Origin of the sequence: Rhizobium sp. HT1-10 (assembly GCF_049472505.1) — a bacterium.
GTDB lineage: Bacteria > Pseudomonadota > Alphaproteobacteria > Rhizobiales > Rhizobiaceae > Rhizobium.
In genome coordinates, this window is sequence record NZ_JBCEBQ010000003.1 from 243,694 (window position 1) to 257,741 (window position 14,048).

General features: G+C 62.0%; 16 protein-coding genes. 6 read left to right on the forward strand and 10 right to left on the reverse strand.

Annotated features, from left to right (window positions below):
- Positions 1-84: 84 nt before the first annotated feature.
- Both adh and VH564_RS09780 read left to right on the forward strand, forming a co-directional pair.
- Entirely contained in the window at positions 85-1,593 is a 1,509-nt protein-coding gene (adh, locus tag VH564_RS09775) for an aldehyde dehydrogenase (RefSeq protein ID WP_423339633.1), read from the forward strand.
- 173 nt (positions 1,594-1,766) lie between these two features.
- Positions 1,767-2,144, forward strand: coding sequence for a DUF779 domain-containing protein (locus VH564_RS09780; protein WP_423339634.1), 378 nt, complete (start codon positions 1,767-1,769; stop codon positions 2,142-2,144).
- Positions 2,145-2,187: 43 nt separating this feature from the next.
- On the opposite strand, the gene VH564_RS09785 is transcribed toward VH564_RS09780, so the two are convergent.
- The 6 genes from VH564_RS09785 to lgt form a co-directional block, all read right to left on the reverse strand.
- Positions 2,188-3,120: a ribose-phosphate pyrophosphokinase gene (locus VH564_RS09785; protein ID WP_423339635.1), complete on the reverse strand. Its 933-nt coding sequence runs from the start codon at positions 3,118-3,120 to the stop codon at positions 2,188-2,190.
- Positions 3,121-3,225: 105 nt separating this feature from the next.
- Positions 3,226-4,116, reverse strand: coding sequence for a hypothetical protein (locus VH564_RS09790; RefSeq protein ID WP_423339636.1), 891 nt, complete (start codon positions 4,114-4,116; stop codon positions 3,226-3,228).
- A gap of 95 nt (positions 4,117-4,211) precedes the next feature.
- Positions 4,212-5,363: a M24 family metallopeptidase gene (locus VH564_RS09795; protein ID WP_423339637.1), complete on the reverse strand. Its 1,152-nt coding sequence runs from the start codon at positions 5,361-5,363 to the stop codon at positions 4,212-4,214.
- Between the two features lies 1 nt (position 5,364).
- Positions 5,365-6,195, reverse strand: coding sequence for a peptidoglycan editing factor PgeF (pgeF, locus tag VH564_RS09800; RefSeq protein ID WP_423339638.1), 831 nt, complete (start codon positions 6,193-6,195; stop codon positions 5,365-5,367).
- A gap of 59 nt (positions 6,196-6,254) precedes the next feature.
- Complete coding sequence (locus VH564_RS09805; protein WP_423339639.1) at positions 6,255-7,355, reverse strand: class I SAM-dependent methyltransferase; 1,101 nt, start codon at positions 7,353-7,355, stop codon at positions 6,255-6,257.
- A gap of 20 nt (positions 7,356-7,375) precedes the next feature.
- Entirely contained in the window at positions 7,376-8,230 is an 855-nt protein-coding gene (lgt, locus tag VH564_RS09810) for a prolipoprotein diacylglyceryl transferase (RefSeq protein WP_423339983.1), read from the reverse strand.
- 203 nt (positions 8,231-8,433) lie between these two features.
- Here lgt and VH564_RS09815 point away from each other — a divergent pair, with 203 nt between their 5' ends.
- From VH564_RS09815 to VH564_RS09830, 4 genes are all read left to right on the forward strand, one after another.
- A complete protein-coding gene (locus VH564_RS09815) occupies positions 8,434-8,694 on the forward strand; it encodes an accessory factor UbiK family protein (RefSeq protein ID WP_423339640.1) in 261 nt (86 codons plus the stop codon).
- Positions 8,695-9,082: 388 nt separating this feature from the next.
- Positions 9,083-9,583 (forward strand): YbjN domain-containing protein, encoded by a 501-nt coding sequence (locus VH564_RS09820; protein ID WP_423339641.1) that lies wholly within the window; start codon positions 9,083-9,085, stop codon positions 9,581-9,583.
- Between the two features lies 1 nt (position 9,584).
- Positions 9,585-10,421, forward strand: a complete 837-nt coding sequence (gene proC / locus VH564_RS09825; RefSeq protein WP_423339642.1) for a pyrroline-5-carboxylate reductase — start codon at positions 9,585-9,587, stop codon at positions 10,419-10,421.
- Between the two features lie 18 nt (positions 10,422-10,439).
- Entirely contained in the window at positions 10,440-10,781 is a 342-nt protein-coding gene (locus VH564_RS09830; protein WP_423339643.1) for a tRNA-binding protein, read from the forward strand.
- Between the two features lie 16 nt (positions 10,782-10,797).
- Here VH564_RS09830 and VH564_RS09835 read toward each other — a convergent pair whose 3' ends face one another.
- The 4 genes from VH564_RS09835 to VH564_RS09850 are packed head-to-tail and all read right to left on the reverse strand — an operon-like array spanning position 10,798 to position 13,998.
- Positions 10,798-11,379, reverse strand: coding sequence for a DUF1349 domain-containing protein (locus VH564_RS09835; RefSeq protein WP_423339644.1), 582 nt, complete (start codon positions 11,377-11,379; stop codon positions 10,798-10,800).
- A gap of 9 nt (positions 11,380-11,388) precedes the next feature.
- Complete coding sequence (locus tag VH564_RS09840; protein ID WP_423339645.1) at positions 11,389-12,768, reverse strand: ATP-binding protein; 1,380 nt, start codon at positions 12,766-12,768, stop codon at positions 11,389-11,391.
- Between the two features lie 33 nt (positions 12,769-12,801).
- A complete protein-coding gene (locus tag VH564_RS09845) occupies positions 12,802-13,503 on the reverse strand; it encodes a response regulator (RefSeq protein WP_423339646.1) in 702 nt (233 codons plus the stop codon).
- Positions 13,504-13,998 carry a MarR family winged helix-turn-helix transcriptional regulator gene (locus VH564_RS09850; RefSeq protein WP_423339647.1) on the reverse strand — a complete coding sequence of 165 codons (495 nt, stop codon included), beginning with the start codon at positions 13,996-13,998 and terminating at the stop codon, positions 13,504-13,506.
- Positions 13,999-14,048: the final 50 nt, after the last annotated feature.

Consider the following 14,048-nt stretch of genomic DNA (forward strand, 5'->3'; position numbering starts at 1 on the left):
TTGACGGCCCTACTTCTCGCCGTGCTACGGGTGCAGGCTCCGCCCATCGATCCGCAGAGGATCAGTTCACCCAGGGAGGATGACATGCTGCATCAGAAAATCGTCGAGTCGCCGTTCAAGCTGAAATACGGCAACTACATCGGTGGCCAGTGGCGCGAGCCGATCTCGGGGAAATATTTCGACAACATCACGCCTGTCACCGGCGGCAAGCTGTGCGAAATCCCCCGCTCCGACGAGAAGGACATCAATGCCGCCCTCGATGCGGCCCATGCCGCCAAGGACGGATGGGCCCGCACTTCGACCACCGAGCGCTCGAACATCCTGATGAAGGTGGCGCAGCGGATGGAGGACAATCTCGAGTTGCTCGCCAAGGCGGAGACCTGGGACAACGGTAAGCCTATTCGCGAAACGATGGCCGCCGACATTCCGCTGGCGATTGACCATTTCCGCTACTTCGGCGCCTGCATCCGCGCCCAGGAAGGCTCCATCGGCGAAATCGACCATGACACCGTCGCCTACCACTTCCATGAGCCGCTCGGCGTCGTCGGCCAGATCATTCCCTGGAACTTCCCGATCCTGATGGCCGCCTGGAAGCTGGCACCGGCGCTCGCCGCCGGCAATTGCGTCGTCATGAAGCCGGCCGAGCAGACGCCGGCATCGCTGTTGATCTGGGCCGAACTGGTCGGTGACCTCTTCCCGGCCGGCGTGCTCAACATCGTCAACGGCTTCGGCCTCGAAGCCGGCAAGCCGCTGGCGACCAGCCCGCGTATTGCCAAGATCGCCTTCACCGGCGAGACCTCGACCGGCCGGCTGATCATGCAATATGCCAGCCAGAACCTGATCCCGGTGACGCTGGAGCTGGGCGGCAAGTCGCCGAACATCTTCTTCGACGACGTCATGGCCAAGGATGACGACTTCCTCGATAAGGCGCTGGAAGGCTTTGCGATGTTCGCGCTGAACCAGGGCGAGGTCTGCACATGCCCCAGCCGTGCGCTGGTCCAGGAATCGATCTACGACCGGTTCATGGAACGGGCGGTCAAGCGCGTCGAGGCGATCAAGCAGGGCAACCCGCTCGATAGCGCCACGATGATCGGCGCCCAGGCCTCCAGCGAACAGCTGGAAAAGATCCTCGCCTATCTCGACATTGGCAAGCAGGAAGGGGCTGAGGTCCTGACCGGCGGTGCCCGCAACGATCTCGGCGGCGAACTTGCCAACGGCTATTACGTCAAGCCGACGATCTTCAAGGGCCACAACAAGATGCGCGTGTTCCAGGAGGAGATCTTCGGGCCGGTGGTCTCGGTGACGACCTTCAAGGACGACAAGGAAGCGCTCGAAATCGCCAACGACACGCTTTATGGCCTCGGGGCCGGCGTCTGGAGCCGCGATGCCAATCGCTGCTATCGCTTCGGTCGCGAGATCCAGGCCGGTCGCGTCTGGACCAACTGCTACCATGCCTATCCGGCCCATGCGGCCTTCGGCGGCTACAAGCAGTCCGGTATCGGCCGCGAGACCCACAAGATGATGCTGGATCACTATCAGCAGACGAAGAATATGCTGGTCAGCTACAGCGACAAGGCGCTCGGCTTCTTTTGAGAGCCCGCAATCCATCTCTTCGCCCCGCTGCGGGCGGAGACATGGCCTGGATCTTCGAGCGGCATGCCGAAGAGGACACGCTGCATCCTTTTCGCTCACCGCTCGACATCTGCCCGACATTTCGGCCCTCTTCCCGTTCGCGGGGAGAGGGATATTCAGTTTGAGGAGACGACATGTCCGAAACGATCAACGGCGAACCGCGCGTTCTGGCGACGGATGCGGCGCTGGAGCTACTCCGCGAGATACAGCTGGACCATCCGAACTTGCTGTTCCACCAGTCCGGCGGATGTTGCGATGGATCGTCGCCGATGTGCTACCCGGCCGACGAATTCATGGTGGGCGATCACGACGTGAAACTTGGCGAGATCGGCGGGGTCCCGGTCTACATCTCCGGCAGCCAATTTCAGGCCTGGAAGCACACCCAGCTAATCATCGATGTCGTGCCGGGCAGGGGCGGGATGTTTTCGCTGGATAACGGCCGGGAGAAGCGTTTTCTGACGCGCTCACGGATGTTCGGCGGCGGCGAAGTCTGCGCCATACCGCTTGCGTAACGAAGTTCCGGGATTTTAGAGAGCTTGCGGCGGCAGCTGCGACTCAGTCGAACAGGCTCGAGACCGATTCTTCCTGGCTCGTGCGGTTGATCGCTTCGCCGATCAGGCTGGCGGTCGAGATCACGCGGATATTGTGGGCGGACTGCACGGCCGTCGTCGGCTGGATCGAGTCCGTGATCACAAGCTCCTTGAGCTTGGACGATGTGATGCGCGTCACCGCCCCCCCGGAGAGGACGCCGTGGGTAATATAGGCAGTCACGCTGGACGCGCCCTTGGCCAGCAAGGCATCGGCCGCGTTGCACAGGGTGCCGCCCGAATCGACGATGTCGTCGATCAACAGGCAATCCTTGCCAGAGACGTCGCCGATGATGTTCATGACTTCTGAATCGCCCGGGCGATCACGACGCTTGTCAACGATCGCCAGAAGACAGTCCAACCGCTTGGCGAGCGAGCGGGCGCGAACGACGCCGCCGACGTCAGGCGAGACAACCATGATGTTGCCGCGGTCGTAGTTGGCCTTGATATCGCGCGTCAGGATCGGCACGGCATAGAGGTTGTCGGTCGGGATGTCGAAAAAGCCCTGGATCTGACCGGCATGGAGGTCGAGCGTCAGCACGCGGTCGGCGCCGGCCTCGGTGATCAGATTGGCAACGAGTTTAGCTGAGATCGGTGTACGGCCCGAGGCGCGTCGATCCTGGCGGGCATAGCCGAAGTAAGGAAGGACGGCAGTGATGCGCCGTGCCGACGAACGGCGCATCGCGTCGATCATGATCAGCAGTTCCATCAGGTGATCGTTCGTCGGGAACGACGTCGACTGGACGAGGAATATATCCTCGCCGCGGACGTTTTCCTGAATCTCGACGAAAATCTCCTGGTCGGCGAACCGTCGGACGCTTGCCCTGCCCAAGGGCACATTGAGATAATTGCAGATCGCTTCGGCGAGGTGCCGGTTCGAATTCCCTGCGAAAACCTTCATCTTGGTCCGCCCATTTCCCGTTTGATAGCCGCGCTTTTAACGGCCCCGCACTCGAATGCAAGGGCTTAGGTTCAACCCGGTTAAGATTTGTGCCAAGTGTCCCCGCTATCCACCGCGAGTCTGTCGCCAGCTATTGAATTCGGCGATGGTCTTGGAGGCAATCTTCTGCATGGTGCTGGCGGGAACGGCGGCCCAGGGATCGCCGCGCTTCAGCGGCACGCTTTCGGTCCCCTGAATGCGATGCAGCCGGCCGCCGTTGCTGTCGAGCACGTCCCAGACATAGGAGACGGTGATCTGCGGACCGTCGGGGAAGGTGGTCAGGTAGCCCTTGAGAATGTAGGCGGTGCTCGTGTCCCCCGAGCCCTTGATCGTCAGGCCTGTAGCGCGCGCCTCGGCGCCGAGTTGACGCGAGAGCGGCGTCACCGCCTCGACCGGTCCGCCGATGATCGGCAGGAAACGGATGGTGTTGCCGTCAGCGGCGGGCGGCAGGGACGCCTGTTCCTGCTGCGGTTCTTCGGATGGCTGTTGCGCGGTCTGCGACGGATCGTCGGACTGCTCCGACGCCTGCTGTTGCGCAGGAGCCGGCTGCGGGTCGTTCAGCCGGCGCTCCATCTCACGCCGTTCATCGGATTGGGATGGGAAGCCGCCATCTGCCTCTTGCGCGGGTTGCTGCATTCCGTCTAGCGGCTTGGAGGCAATCGGGTTGCGCCCGCTGGTGCGCATGGCGTCCGCCTGTTCGTCCAGCGTCGCCGAGGAGCTGCCGGTGCCACTATAGGCCCGCTGCTGATAGCTTGATTGATAGCTGTCATCCGTCCGGGCGCCATAGGTCGGCTGGCGCGGCGTTGCCGCCATCCTTTCGACCTCGCGCTGGGTGACGGGCGCCGAGACGACGTCCTCGCCTATGCCGACCCGCGGCGTCAGTGCGTCAGTGGTGTTGCAGCTGGACAGCATGGCGCAGGCCGCGACGATGATCGATACCGACCGAACAGACACCATGGATACTGCGCCCCTTCATCGCCCGAGTGACGCGTCGGCCGCGCGGGGTCCATCCGCTCATCGGCCGTCCGCGAGTTCAAACGCCAGGATACGCCCTACCGGTTAAGAAATTCGAGCGGATGGCGCGAAAGAGTTTTAGGCGTGTCGGCCGTCGTCAGGTAGGTCTGACCAAGGGTCATCGCCGTGCCGGTGTCGGAATCCATGATGATCATGTGGACGAACAGCGACATTCCGGGCTCGATCTCCTGCGGATTGCCGACGTGGAACATCTGCTGTTCCATCCAGGATGGCGAGAAGCGGGCCCCGAGCGAATAGCCGCAGGCGTTCAGCCGGTGACGTGCCAGACCGCGCTCGTCCATGATCTTGGCATGCATGTCGAACACGTCGCCGAAGGTGTGGCCCGGCTTCATCACCGTCTCGATGGCCTGGATGGTTTCCAGGCAGGCGCTGAACAATTCGCGGTGGCGATGGGTGGGCTGGCCGATGACGATCGTACGCATCATCGCCGCATGGTAATGGGCATAGGCCCCGGCCCATTCGAGCGTCAGCTGGTCGTTGGCGTCCAGCTTTCGGCGGCCAGCCTTGTAGCGGCAGAGCAGGGCGTCGATGCCGGAACCGATGATGAATTCGTTGGCCGGATAGTCGCCGCCGCCGGAAAATACTGCTCCCTGCATGGCGGCCAGGATGGCGGCCTCGTCAGCGCCCGGACCCGTCAGCGCCAGCGCGGCGTCCAGGGCGTCGTCGGCCAGCACGGCCGCGCGCTCGACATAGGCAAGCTCGGTCGGGCTCTTGATCAGACGGAGGCGGCCGACGAGATAGGAGGCGTCAACGAGTTGGCCAAAGGATGTCAGCTGACTGTCGAGCAGCCGGGCAACGCGACCCGTCATGCCGTGCGTGTCATACTCGACGCCGATGCGGGCGCCGAGCAGGTCCATCTCGATCAGCAGGTTCTTGAGGTCCATCGTGGGGTCGGCGTTGATCCGGTCGACCCAGATATGGATGTCGTCGATAATCGAGGTCTGGCGCGCCTGGCGCAGGTCGGCGGAGCGCGTCAGGAGCGCCATCGTGCCGTCGACCTTTACCACCAGCGTCTGGAAGAAGCAGTAGCCGAACGTATCGTAGCCCGTCAGCCAGTACATGCTTTCCTGGGCGAAAAGCAGCATGGCGTCGAGCTTCTCCTCCTGCATCTTGGCCGTCAGCTTGGACAGACGGTCGGCGAATTCGGTGCGTTCGAAGTGCAGGGCCATGTTAAAACGTATCCTCGATTGCAATAGCGGAAATCTGCCGGCCGTAATCCTCTTCGCGGGCATGGGTCGTGCTGCGATAGGAGAAGAACCGTTCGGCATCGGGGTAGGTGCAGAGGTCGAGGCTTTCGGCGACGATGCCAGCCGCATTCAGCCTGTCGACCGTCAGGGCCGGAAGATCGAACATGGCGTGGCCTTCCTTGTCGGAAGGATTGAAATAGCGGGCATAGGTCCGGTCGTATTCGAGAAAGCGCTCGACGAATTCGGGGCCGACTTCGTAGCTTCTGCGGCTGATCGACGGGCCGAGGCAGGCAATGATGGAGCCCCGCGCGGCGCCGAGCGCAATCATGGCATCTATGGTATTCTCGAGAACGCCCGTCAGCGCGCCCTTCCAGCCGGCATGGGCCGCGCCGATCACCAGGTTTTCCGGGTCGGCAAACAGAATAGGCCCGCAATCGGCAGCGAGCACGCCGAGCACGAGGCCCGGTGTCGCCGTGACCAGCGCATCGGCTTGCGGCCGCGCACCGTCATAGGCGCCGTCGACCGTGACGACATCGGGCGAGTGGATCTGATGGACGGTGGCCAGCTTCTCGATCGGCTGGCCGAACCAGGAGGCGACCCGGCGCCGGTTTTCCTCGACTGCAGCGCGCTCGTCGCGCGAGCCGAGCCCGACGTTCAGGCCACGATAAATGCCTTTCGATACGCCGCCTTCTCGGGTGAAGTAGCCATGACGGATGCCGGAGCGGCCAGCCGTCGCCAGCAGGGGACTTTCGAGAGGTTGCAGCAAGACATGGTCCTTCACAGGCAGTTGCTTTTCAGGAACCGGCGCCGCCATCCCTCGGCCATTGCCAGGTCTGCGGCTGCGCCGATGTTGACCTTTCGGCGGATCGGCTGTCAATCCACCGGGCGAAAGGGCATGAGGTCAATGGCAGGGTTGGAAACGGCGAGAACTTTAAACAGTTCCCCCATCTTTCCCTCTCCGGCACCGGCAAGCCTGTCGACCGCCTGCTCGATGTCGCTCTGGACCGCAAGGTTCTGATCGCGCCCGAGCGCGCCGGCACGCTCCATCAAGCCAAGGCCGACCAGGAAGTCGCCCTGGTAGGCGCAGCCGTTGACGTGCATGCCGGCGGCGAGCGCGGTTTCCGCGAGATGCTGAAAGTCGACATGGCTGGTCAGATCGGCCTCGCCGGGGTTGGCCAGCGGCGGATCATATTCGTGCATGCGAACGGCCTGCAGCGTATCGCCGAAGCCGGTGGACATGTGGCCGTAGTCGATGACCAAAGCGGTTCCACCGGTGTCGCCGAGACGATCGCAGATGGCGCTCATGACAGCCTGGCGGGCAGGCGCGATCTCGAAAATGGTACCGAGCGGTGTTTTCGGCGAGGATGCCGGCATCAGCGCCGGGTCGAGGGTCGCGATACCAGCGGCAAAGCTCAGTTCGTCATCGACGTCAATCGCCACCACCCGCTCGCGAAAGCCCGTGGCCGTGCGGACGAACTGGCGGATGGGGATGGCATCGAACAATTCATTGGCGGCAAGCAGCGTAAAACCGTGCGGCACTTCGTTGAAATCGACATGCCAGGCGATCTTGGCCGCATGTGCCTGCAGGGTTTCCTGTTGAATGTCACGAAGGCGTTCGCTGGTTTCGACCAGATGGACGTGCATGTTGTCATAGAGTGGGGGTGCCAGGCGCTGGATGACGCGCAGCATGTCGCTCATCATCGTGCCCCGTCCCGGACCGATCTCGACAAGGCGCACGGCGACAGGCGTTCCATGCCGCTGCCACGCATGCACCATGAAGACGCCGATCATCTCGCCGAACAGCTGGCTGACCTCGGGCGCCGTGACAAAATCGCCTGCCGGTCCGAATGGTTCCCGCGTGCGGTAATAGCCGTGCTGCGGGTCGGCGAGGCAGAGCGCAAAGTAGTCGGTAACGCTGATCGGTCCGTTGGCGCGGATGATAGTCTTGATCTTTTCTCCCAATGCGGTGGTCATCGCTTTTTCCCTCGAAACGCTCAGACCGGCTGAGGGGCGGCGGATGCGCGGATCGCGCGGATGGCGGCCCAAAGCCCCAGCAACAGCATCGGCGACGAAAGCACCATCCCCATGGTCAACCAGTCGGTTCCGAGGAGATAGCCGAGCTGAGGGTCCGGCTCCCGGAAGAACTCAACGAAGATGCGCGACAGCGCATAGCCGATCACGAAGACGCCGCTGGTGAGACCCGGCTTTTTCAAGGTGAGAAGCTGGCGGGTCAGGAACAGCAACACGAGGAATAGCACGATCCCTTCCAAGCCGGCTTCATAGAGCTGGCTTGGGTGGCGGCTGAGTGGGCCGCCTGTCGGAAAGACGATCGCCCAGGGCGCGGTGGAAACCCGGCCCCAGAGTTCGCCGTTGATGAAATTGGCGATGCGCCCGCAGAACAGGCCGATCGGTACCACCGCGGCGATGACGTCGAACAGGCTCCACATCGCGATCGAATTGCGGCGGGCAAAGAGGATCATGGCGATGGTGGTGCCGATTAGGCCGCCGTGAAAGGACATGCCGCCATTCCAGATCTGGAACGCCCGGAGCGGGCTCTCGATGACGGCCTGCATGTCATAGAACAGCACATAGCCGATGCGTCCGCCGAGCACGATGCCGAGTGCTACCCAGACGACGAAGTCGTCGAGATGGGCGATGGTCATCGGCGCCTTTCCGTCGCGCCAGAGCCGGGGATTGCTGACCAGCCTGCGCGCGTAGCCCCAGCCGAGCAGTATGCCGAGCACATAGGCAAGCCCGTACCAGTGGATGGCCAGGGGACCTATGGAAAAGGCCACCGGATCGATATCCGGGAAGGGAAGCATGGCCATGAGAAGCGCTGTTGTCTGCAAGTTGGTCCATCCGTTATGGGTGCTGAACGTGCTGCCAAAAGGCGGCACCATCATGTCGATTATACCGAAATGGATCAATTGCAAGCGGCTCACGGGGTTGCCCACGGCTAAACCGCTTGCAACGGGACTTCCTAAATCCTAACTCATCACTATCTGGAAAGGTGAGAGGCCTCACCGGGCCGTTGGCCGCAAAGGAGAGCAGCATGACCACAGGACCGAGCCGTATCATGGATGAATTCGCCAAGCTGATGACCGACGCCGCCGGCGCCGCACAGGGCGTCCGCCGTGAAATCGAAACGGCCTTCAATGCCCAGGCCGAGCGCTGGATGAACAGCATGGACATCGTCAAGCGCGAGGAATTCGAGGCCGTGCGCGAGATGGCAATCAAGGCGCGTGACGAAAACGACGCGCTGCGCGCTCGCATCGAAGCGCTCGAAGCGAAGCTTTCGGCAACCGCGTCGTAATTCGCCCTCCCGGCGACACCGACGGCCATGGCAGGAGATCCGCCATGGCCGTTTTGTTATCATTTGAACGAATTTTTTAAGACCTGTGGACAGGTTGAAAAAACCCAATCGCTGGAGTCGCTTATGACTCCCGGCTGAATCGATATCGCAGCACCTTTCCACAGGCGGTTTGGGGATTTGCGGATTGAGGGGATGGCGTCGGCCTACGGCGCCTATACACTGATTTTAAATGATGATTCGGAACGGCCCTTGGTAAGCTACGGGCATGGTGGTCGCGTTATACTGGCCCCGTTCAACATCATCCCAGTGGTTGTGCCGGAGTAACTGTCTGCAGGGTTTTGTGTTGAAGCACGAACAGCTGCATTTGCTCCGGTTGAAAAGGTGCTGCATGAGCCTGATGGAAATAGAACTTGAGCGCCAGTCCAACCCGGTCGATATGATCGAGTTCGTCGCTGCCAATAACGACTGGTCTTTCGAGCGGTCGGGCGAGGACGAGATCGCCATGACGGTCACCGGCCATTGGACCGATTACCATGTGTCTTTCTCCTGGATGGAACAGTGCGAGGCGTTGCATATCGCCTGCGCCTTCGACATCAAGGTCGCCGAAGTCAGGGTCAACGAAGTCATCCGTCTGCTTTCCTGCATCAACGGCCAGGTGATGATGGGCCACTTCGATCTTTGGCGCCAGGAAGACGTGGTGATCTTCCGCCAGTCGCTGCTGCTGGCCGGCGGTGCCGAGCCGACAAACCGTCAGGTCGAGGTGCTGCTTTCCAACGGCCTGGAGACGTGTGAAGCCTATTACCAGGCGTTTCAGTTCGTCGTCTGGTCCGGCATGGAAGCCAAGAGCGCCATGGAAGCCGTGCTGTTCGAAACGGTGGGTGAGTGCTGATATGACGCCTGCCGCCGCTGCTGCCTCATCCTCCTCCGGTCCGATCGTTCTGGTCGGTGCCGGCAATATGGGCGGTGCGCTGCTCACCGGCTGGCTGAAGAGCGGCGTTGCCGGCTCGTCCGTTATTGTCGTCGATCCGGGTCCGTCCGCGCCAATGCTGACCATGATTGCCGAAGCCGGCGCCAAACATGCAACCAGCCTGCCCGAGGGCATCAAGGCTGGAGTTTTGTTTCTCGCCTTGAAGCCGCAGGTGATGGAGGCGGTGCTGCCGTCGCTGCGCCATGCTGTCGGGCCTGAGAGCGTGGTCGTCTCGGTTGCGGCTGGCAAGACACTCAGTTTCCTCGAATTGCACCTGGGGCAGGCGGCCATGGTCCGCGCCATGCCGAATACGCCGGCCATGGTCGGTCGAGGCGTGACCGGTGCCTACGCCAATGCGGCAACCGACGAGCGCCGAAGGCAGCTCGTACAGAACCTCCTCAAGGTCTCGGGCCCGGTCGAATGGGTGCCCGAAGAGGCCGATATCGATGCGGTCACCGCCGTTTCCGGCAGTGGACCGGCCTATGTCTTCTATCTCGTGGAATGCATGGCTGAGGCAGGCCGGAAACTCGGCCTGCAGGCGGACCTCGCCATGCGTCTTGCACGGGAAACCGTCGCGGGAGCTGGTGAATTGTTGCACCAGCTCCCCGACGATGCCTCCAAACTTCGCCAGAACGTGACCTCGCCGGGCGGCACGACCGCCGCCGCCCTTGCCGTGTTGATGGCAGAGGACGGCATGCAGCCGCTCTTCGACGAGGCCATCGCCGCAGCCCGCACGCGCGCTCAGCAACTGGCCGGCTGACACTCGAAGGAGTTCTGCATGACAGAAGAAATCACCTATGGCGATTTCGAAAAGGTCGACATTCGCGTCGGCACGATTATCGAGGCCGAGGATTTTCCGCAGGCGCGCAAGCCTGCATTCAAGCTGAAAATCGATTTCGGCCCCGAGATCGGCATCAAGAAATCCTCGGCGCAAATCACCGTGCATTACACGCTGGAAACGCTGATCGGCCGGCAGGTGCTGGGCGTCGTCAATTTCCCGCCCCGCCAGATTGGCCCGTTTCGATCCGAAGTGCTGACCCTCGGCTTCGAGGATGACACGGGCGCCATCATCCTCGCCTCCGTCGAGCGCGGCACGCCGAACGGCCGGAAGATGATGTGACAGGCGCTTATGCCTGTCAGTGAATGTCGCGCGACACCGGATCGGTGACGCTGAAATCGAAGAACTCCGCTTCAAAGCCGGCCCTCTGCGGCGAGCAGAAGCTCGGGCCGACGGCGAGGTCCGGGATAGCCGGGTCGAAGTAGGCGAGCCTTGCCATCTGCCAATCGCTCATCCGGTCCGTGCGATACTGAATGAACAGGGCATCGCCGTTGCGCGTCACTTGCACGGATAGCGCGTCGAACTCATGATCGAGCCGAAAGGCCGACCAATCGGAATGGCCATTGGTCACCACAACGCTGAAATGCTTCGCCCCGTCGGTGAACTCGATGCCGCATTTCATCCAGTGGGTGGCGTCGTGGCGGATCATCAGTCCGGCCTGGTCGTAGAGATGCTCGTAATGCCCTAGGAAGCTGACGCCGGCGGTGAAATCGCCGCGTCGGCGCTGCTGCAGGAAATGGCCGTCATCGCGGTGGAAGCCGTAGTAGGTGCCCTGCCAGAAATCGGTCTTGTCGCCGGAGCGTACGAATAACCGCCCGTCTCGCATCTCGGAGAGGGGTGGCGGGTTCAGCCAGGTCATGGCTTTCAGGTCGATGGACATGGGCTCTCCTCAGGCTGGCAGGCGGACAGTGGCGCGCAGCCCGCCGAGCGGGCTGTCACCGAGCGTGATGTTGCCGCCATGGCTGCGGGCGATGTCGAGCGCAATCGACAGGCCAAGGCCGGTGCCGGAATTGTCGAGATTGCGCGCGGCATCCAGCCTGAAGAACGGCTTGAAGACGTCCTCCCGGTTGGCCGCCGGAATGCCGGGACCGTCATCGTCGAAGATGACCGTCAGCCAGCGGGCGCTGTGCTTGGCGTCGATGCGCAAGGTGTTGGCATAGCGCCTGGCGTTGGAGGCGAGGTTGGTGACCAGTCGGTTGAACGCATTGGGGCGGACGGAAATGATGTTGTCGCCTTCAACCGTATAGCTCAGCGACTTGCCGTGCATGCTGAAGTCGACTTCCAGGCGGTCGAAGAGGTCGGTCAGCGTCAGGGTTCCGACATCCTCCTCCGCCTCGCCGCGCGCAAAGGCCATGTAGCCTTCGAGCATGCTCTGCATGTCCTCGACATCCTCGTTGAGACCGGCGAGGTCCGGATTGTCGCCGGCAAGGGCCAGTTGCAGCTTGAAGCGGGTGAGAACGGTGCGCAGGTCGTGGCTGACGCCGCTCAGCATCGCGGTCCGCTGCTCGATCTGCCGTTCTATGCGCTCCCGCATCAGGATGAAGGCAAGGCCGGCGCGCCGGACTTCGTCGGCGCCACGCGGCAGGAAGGTCTCGAGCCGCTGCCCCTTGCCAAAACTCTCGGCAGCGCGAGCCAGAGCCTCGATCGGCCTGATCTGGCCGCGCAGGAAGAGGACGGCGATGATGATCAGCACCAGCGAGGTGCCGACCATCCAGAAGATGAAGATCTGGGTGTTCGACGCATAGGTCTGGCTGCGTCGGGCAAAGACGCGCAGGATCTTGTCATTGAGCTTGATACGGATTTCGACCACGCCGGAATCGCCGACGGTGTCGATCCAGAAGGGCAGGTTGATCTGGTCGTGAATTTCCTCGCTGAGTATGTCGTCCAGGATCGAGAAGAACGGCTTGGACAGCGGCCGCGGCAGCTCGCTGTTCGGCTCGATCGAGATGGCAAGGCCCAGCTTGTCGCGGGCGATGCGGGTCACCTCGGTGTAGTCGGGATCCTGCGGGTAGGTCTGGATGATGTCGATGATGCTGGCGATATCGCGGGTCGTCGCCGTCGACAACCGTTGCGTCACCATCTGCCAGTAGCGCTCCATGAACACGGCCGCGACGACGGCCTGCAGCAGGATCATCGGAATGATGATGATCAGCAGCGAGCGCGTATAGAGGCCGGTCGGCAGGCGACGGCGCAGCCAGCGGTTAGCCGACTTGATGCGCGATGTCGGCACATGCTCGTGATTGCGCCTGATCGTGTCGAATGCTGCCATCTCTACGGGTCCTGCCGGCTCGGGCGGCTTTGTCTAGTCGGTACTCAGGCGGTAGCCGATGCCGCGCACGGTCTGGAGCCAGACAGGGTTGGCCGGGTCGTCCTCGATCTTGCGGCGAAGCCTGTTGATCTGCACGTCGATCGTGCGTTCTCCGACATCGGCGTCGTCGCCGATCAGTTCGAAGCGCGGAATGGTTTCGCCGGCTTTCTTGGCAAAGAGCAGCATGATGTCCTGCTCGCGGTCTGTCAGACGGATGACCTCGGACGCCCGCTTCAACTCCTTGCGCGACAGCGAGAAGGTGTAGGGGCCGAACATCACCTGCTCGATCTTCGGCGCGTCGGCTGGCGAGTTGCGCTTCAGGATGTTGTTGATGCGCAGCACCAGTTCGCGCGGATCGAAGGGTTTTGACAGATAGTCGTCGGCGCCGGCTTCAAGACCTGCGATGCGGGAATCGGATTCGGCAAGTGCGGTCAGCATGATGATCGGAATGTTCTTGATGTCGCGCAGCGCCGCCGTCAGCGATATGCCGGATTCGCCCGGCATCATCACATCCATGATGATCAGGTCGAAATCCAGCCCCTCAAGCTTGCGGCGGGCCTCGGCGCCTTCAGCGGCGACCGTTACCCGAAATCCCTTTTCCATCAGGTAACGATTGAGAAGTACCCGGATACGGGTGTCGTCGTCCACGACCAGCAGATGGGCGGCGTCGTCCGAGATGGGCATTTTTGTCGTCATTCAATCCGTCTCGTTTCTTTGTCTGTCCTGCATCCCCCGCAGGAATGACTTGACGCTTTCGCGCGCCATAGTCGAATTGCCCTCGAATGCCTTTTCAATGCGGCGCGATTGCGGCTCGGCCAGCGCCAGCGCCAGGTCGCGACCCGCCTGGGTCGGATAGAGCTTGCGCTGCCGCCGGTCTTCAGGCCCTGCAACCTGGTGAATATAACCCGAATCGATCAACTGTTTGAGCACCCTTGCCAGACTTTGCTTGGTGATCTTCAGCGTTTCGAGAAGGTCCGCAACGGTCATGCCCGGTTCACGGTTAACGAAATGCACGACTCGATGATGGGCTCTTCCGAAGCCCCCCGTGGCCAAAATGGCGTCCGGATCGGAGACGAAGTCGCGATAGGCGAAGAACAGCAGCTCGATGATCTCGAAATCGATGCCGCCTGTGTTCTGCAGTGGCGTCGACAGCAGTTCCGACTTGACCTTCTCGTTCGTCTGGCCTGGCACCTTCAGCGATCCTTTCCTCTTTTGGGACAGGGATAACCTAGCGCAGGACG

Bases quoted from the DNA above. Each gene is read 5' to 3' on its own strand.
- adh (WP_423339633.1), top strand. From the start codon at position 85: ATGCTGCATCAGAAAATCGTCGAGTCGCCGTTCAAGCTGAAATACGGC.
- VH564_RS09780 (WP_423339634.1), top strand. From the start codon at position 1,767: ATGTCCGAAACGATCAACGGCGAACCGCGCGTTCTGGCGACGGATGCG.
- VH564_RS09785 (WP_423339635.1), bottom strand. From the start codon at position 3,120: ATGAAGGTTTTCGCAGGGAATTCGAACCGGCACCTCGCCGAAGCGATC.
- VH564_RS09790 (WP_423339636.1), bottom strand. From the start codon at position 4,116: ATGGTGTCTGTTCGGTCGGTATCGATCATCGTCGCGGCCTGCGCCATG.
- VH564_RS09795 (WP_423339637.1), bottom strand. From the start codon at position 5,363: ATGGCCCTGCACTTCGAACGCACCGAATTCGCCGACCGTCTGTCCAAG.
- pgeF (WP_423339638.1), bottom strand. From the start codon at position 6,195: ATGGCGGCGCCGGTTCCTGAAAAGCAACTGCCTGTGAAGGACCATGTC.
- VH564_RS09805 (WP_423339639.1), bottom strand. From the start codon at position 7,355: ATGACCACCGCATTGGGAGAAAAGATCAAGACTATCATCCGCGCCAAC.
- VH564_RS09815 (WP_423339640.1), top strand. From the start codon at position 8,434: ATGACCACAGGACCGAGCCGTATCATGGATGAATTCGCCAAGCTGATG.
- VH564_RS09820 (WP_423339641.1), top strand. From the start codon at position 9,083: ATGAGCCTGATGGAAATAGAACTTGAGCGCCAGTCCAACCCGGTCGAT.
- proC (WP_423339642.1), top strand. From the start codon at position 9,585: ATGACGCCTGCCGCCGCTGCTGCCTCATCCTCCTCCGGTCCGATCGTT.
- VH564_RS09830 (WP_423339643.1), top strand. From the start codon at position 10,440: ATGACAGAAGAAATCACCTATGGCGATTTCGAAAAGGTCGACATTCGC.
- VH564_RS09835 (WP_423339644.1), bottom strand. From the start codon at position 11,379: ATGTCCATCGACCTGAAAGCCATGACCTGGCTGAACCCGCCACCCCTC.
- VH564_RS09840 (WP_423339645.1), bottom strand. From the start codon at position 12,768: ATGGCAGCATTCGACACGATCAGGCGCAATCACGAGCATGTGCCGACA.
- VH564_RS09845 (WP_423339646.1), bottom strand. From the start codon at position 13,503: ATGACGACAAAAATGCCCATCTCGGACGACGCCGCCCATCTGCTGGTC.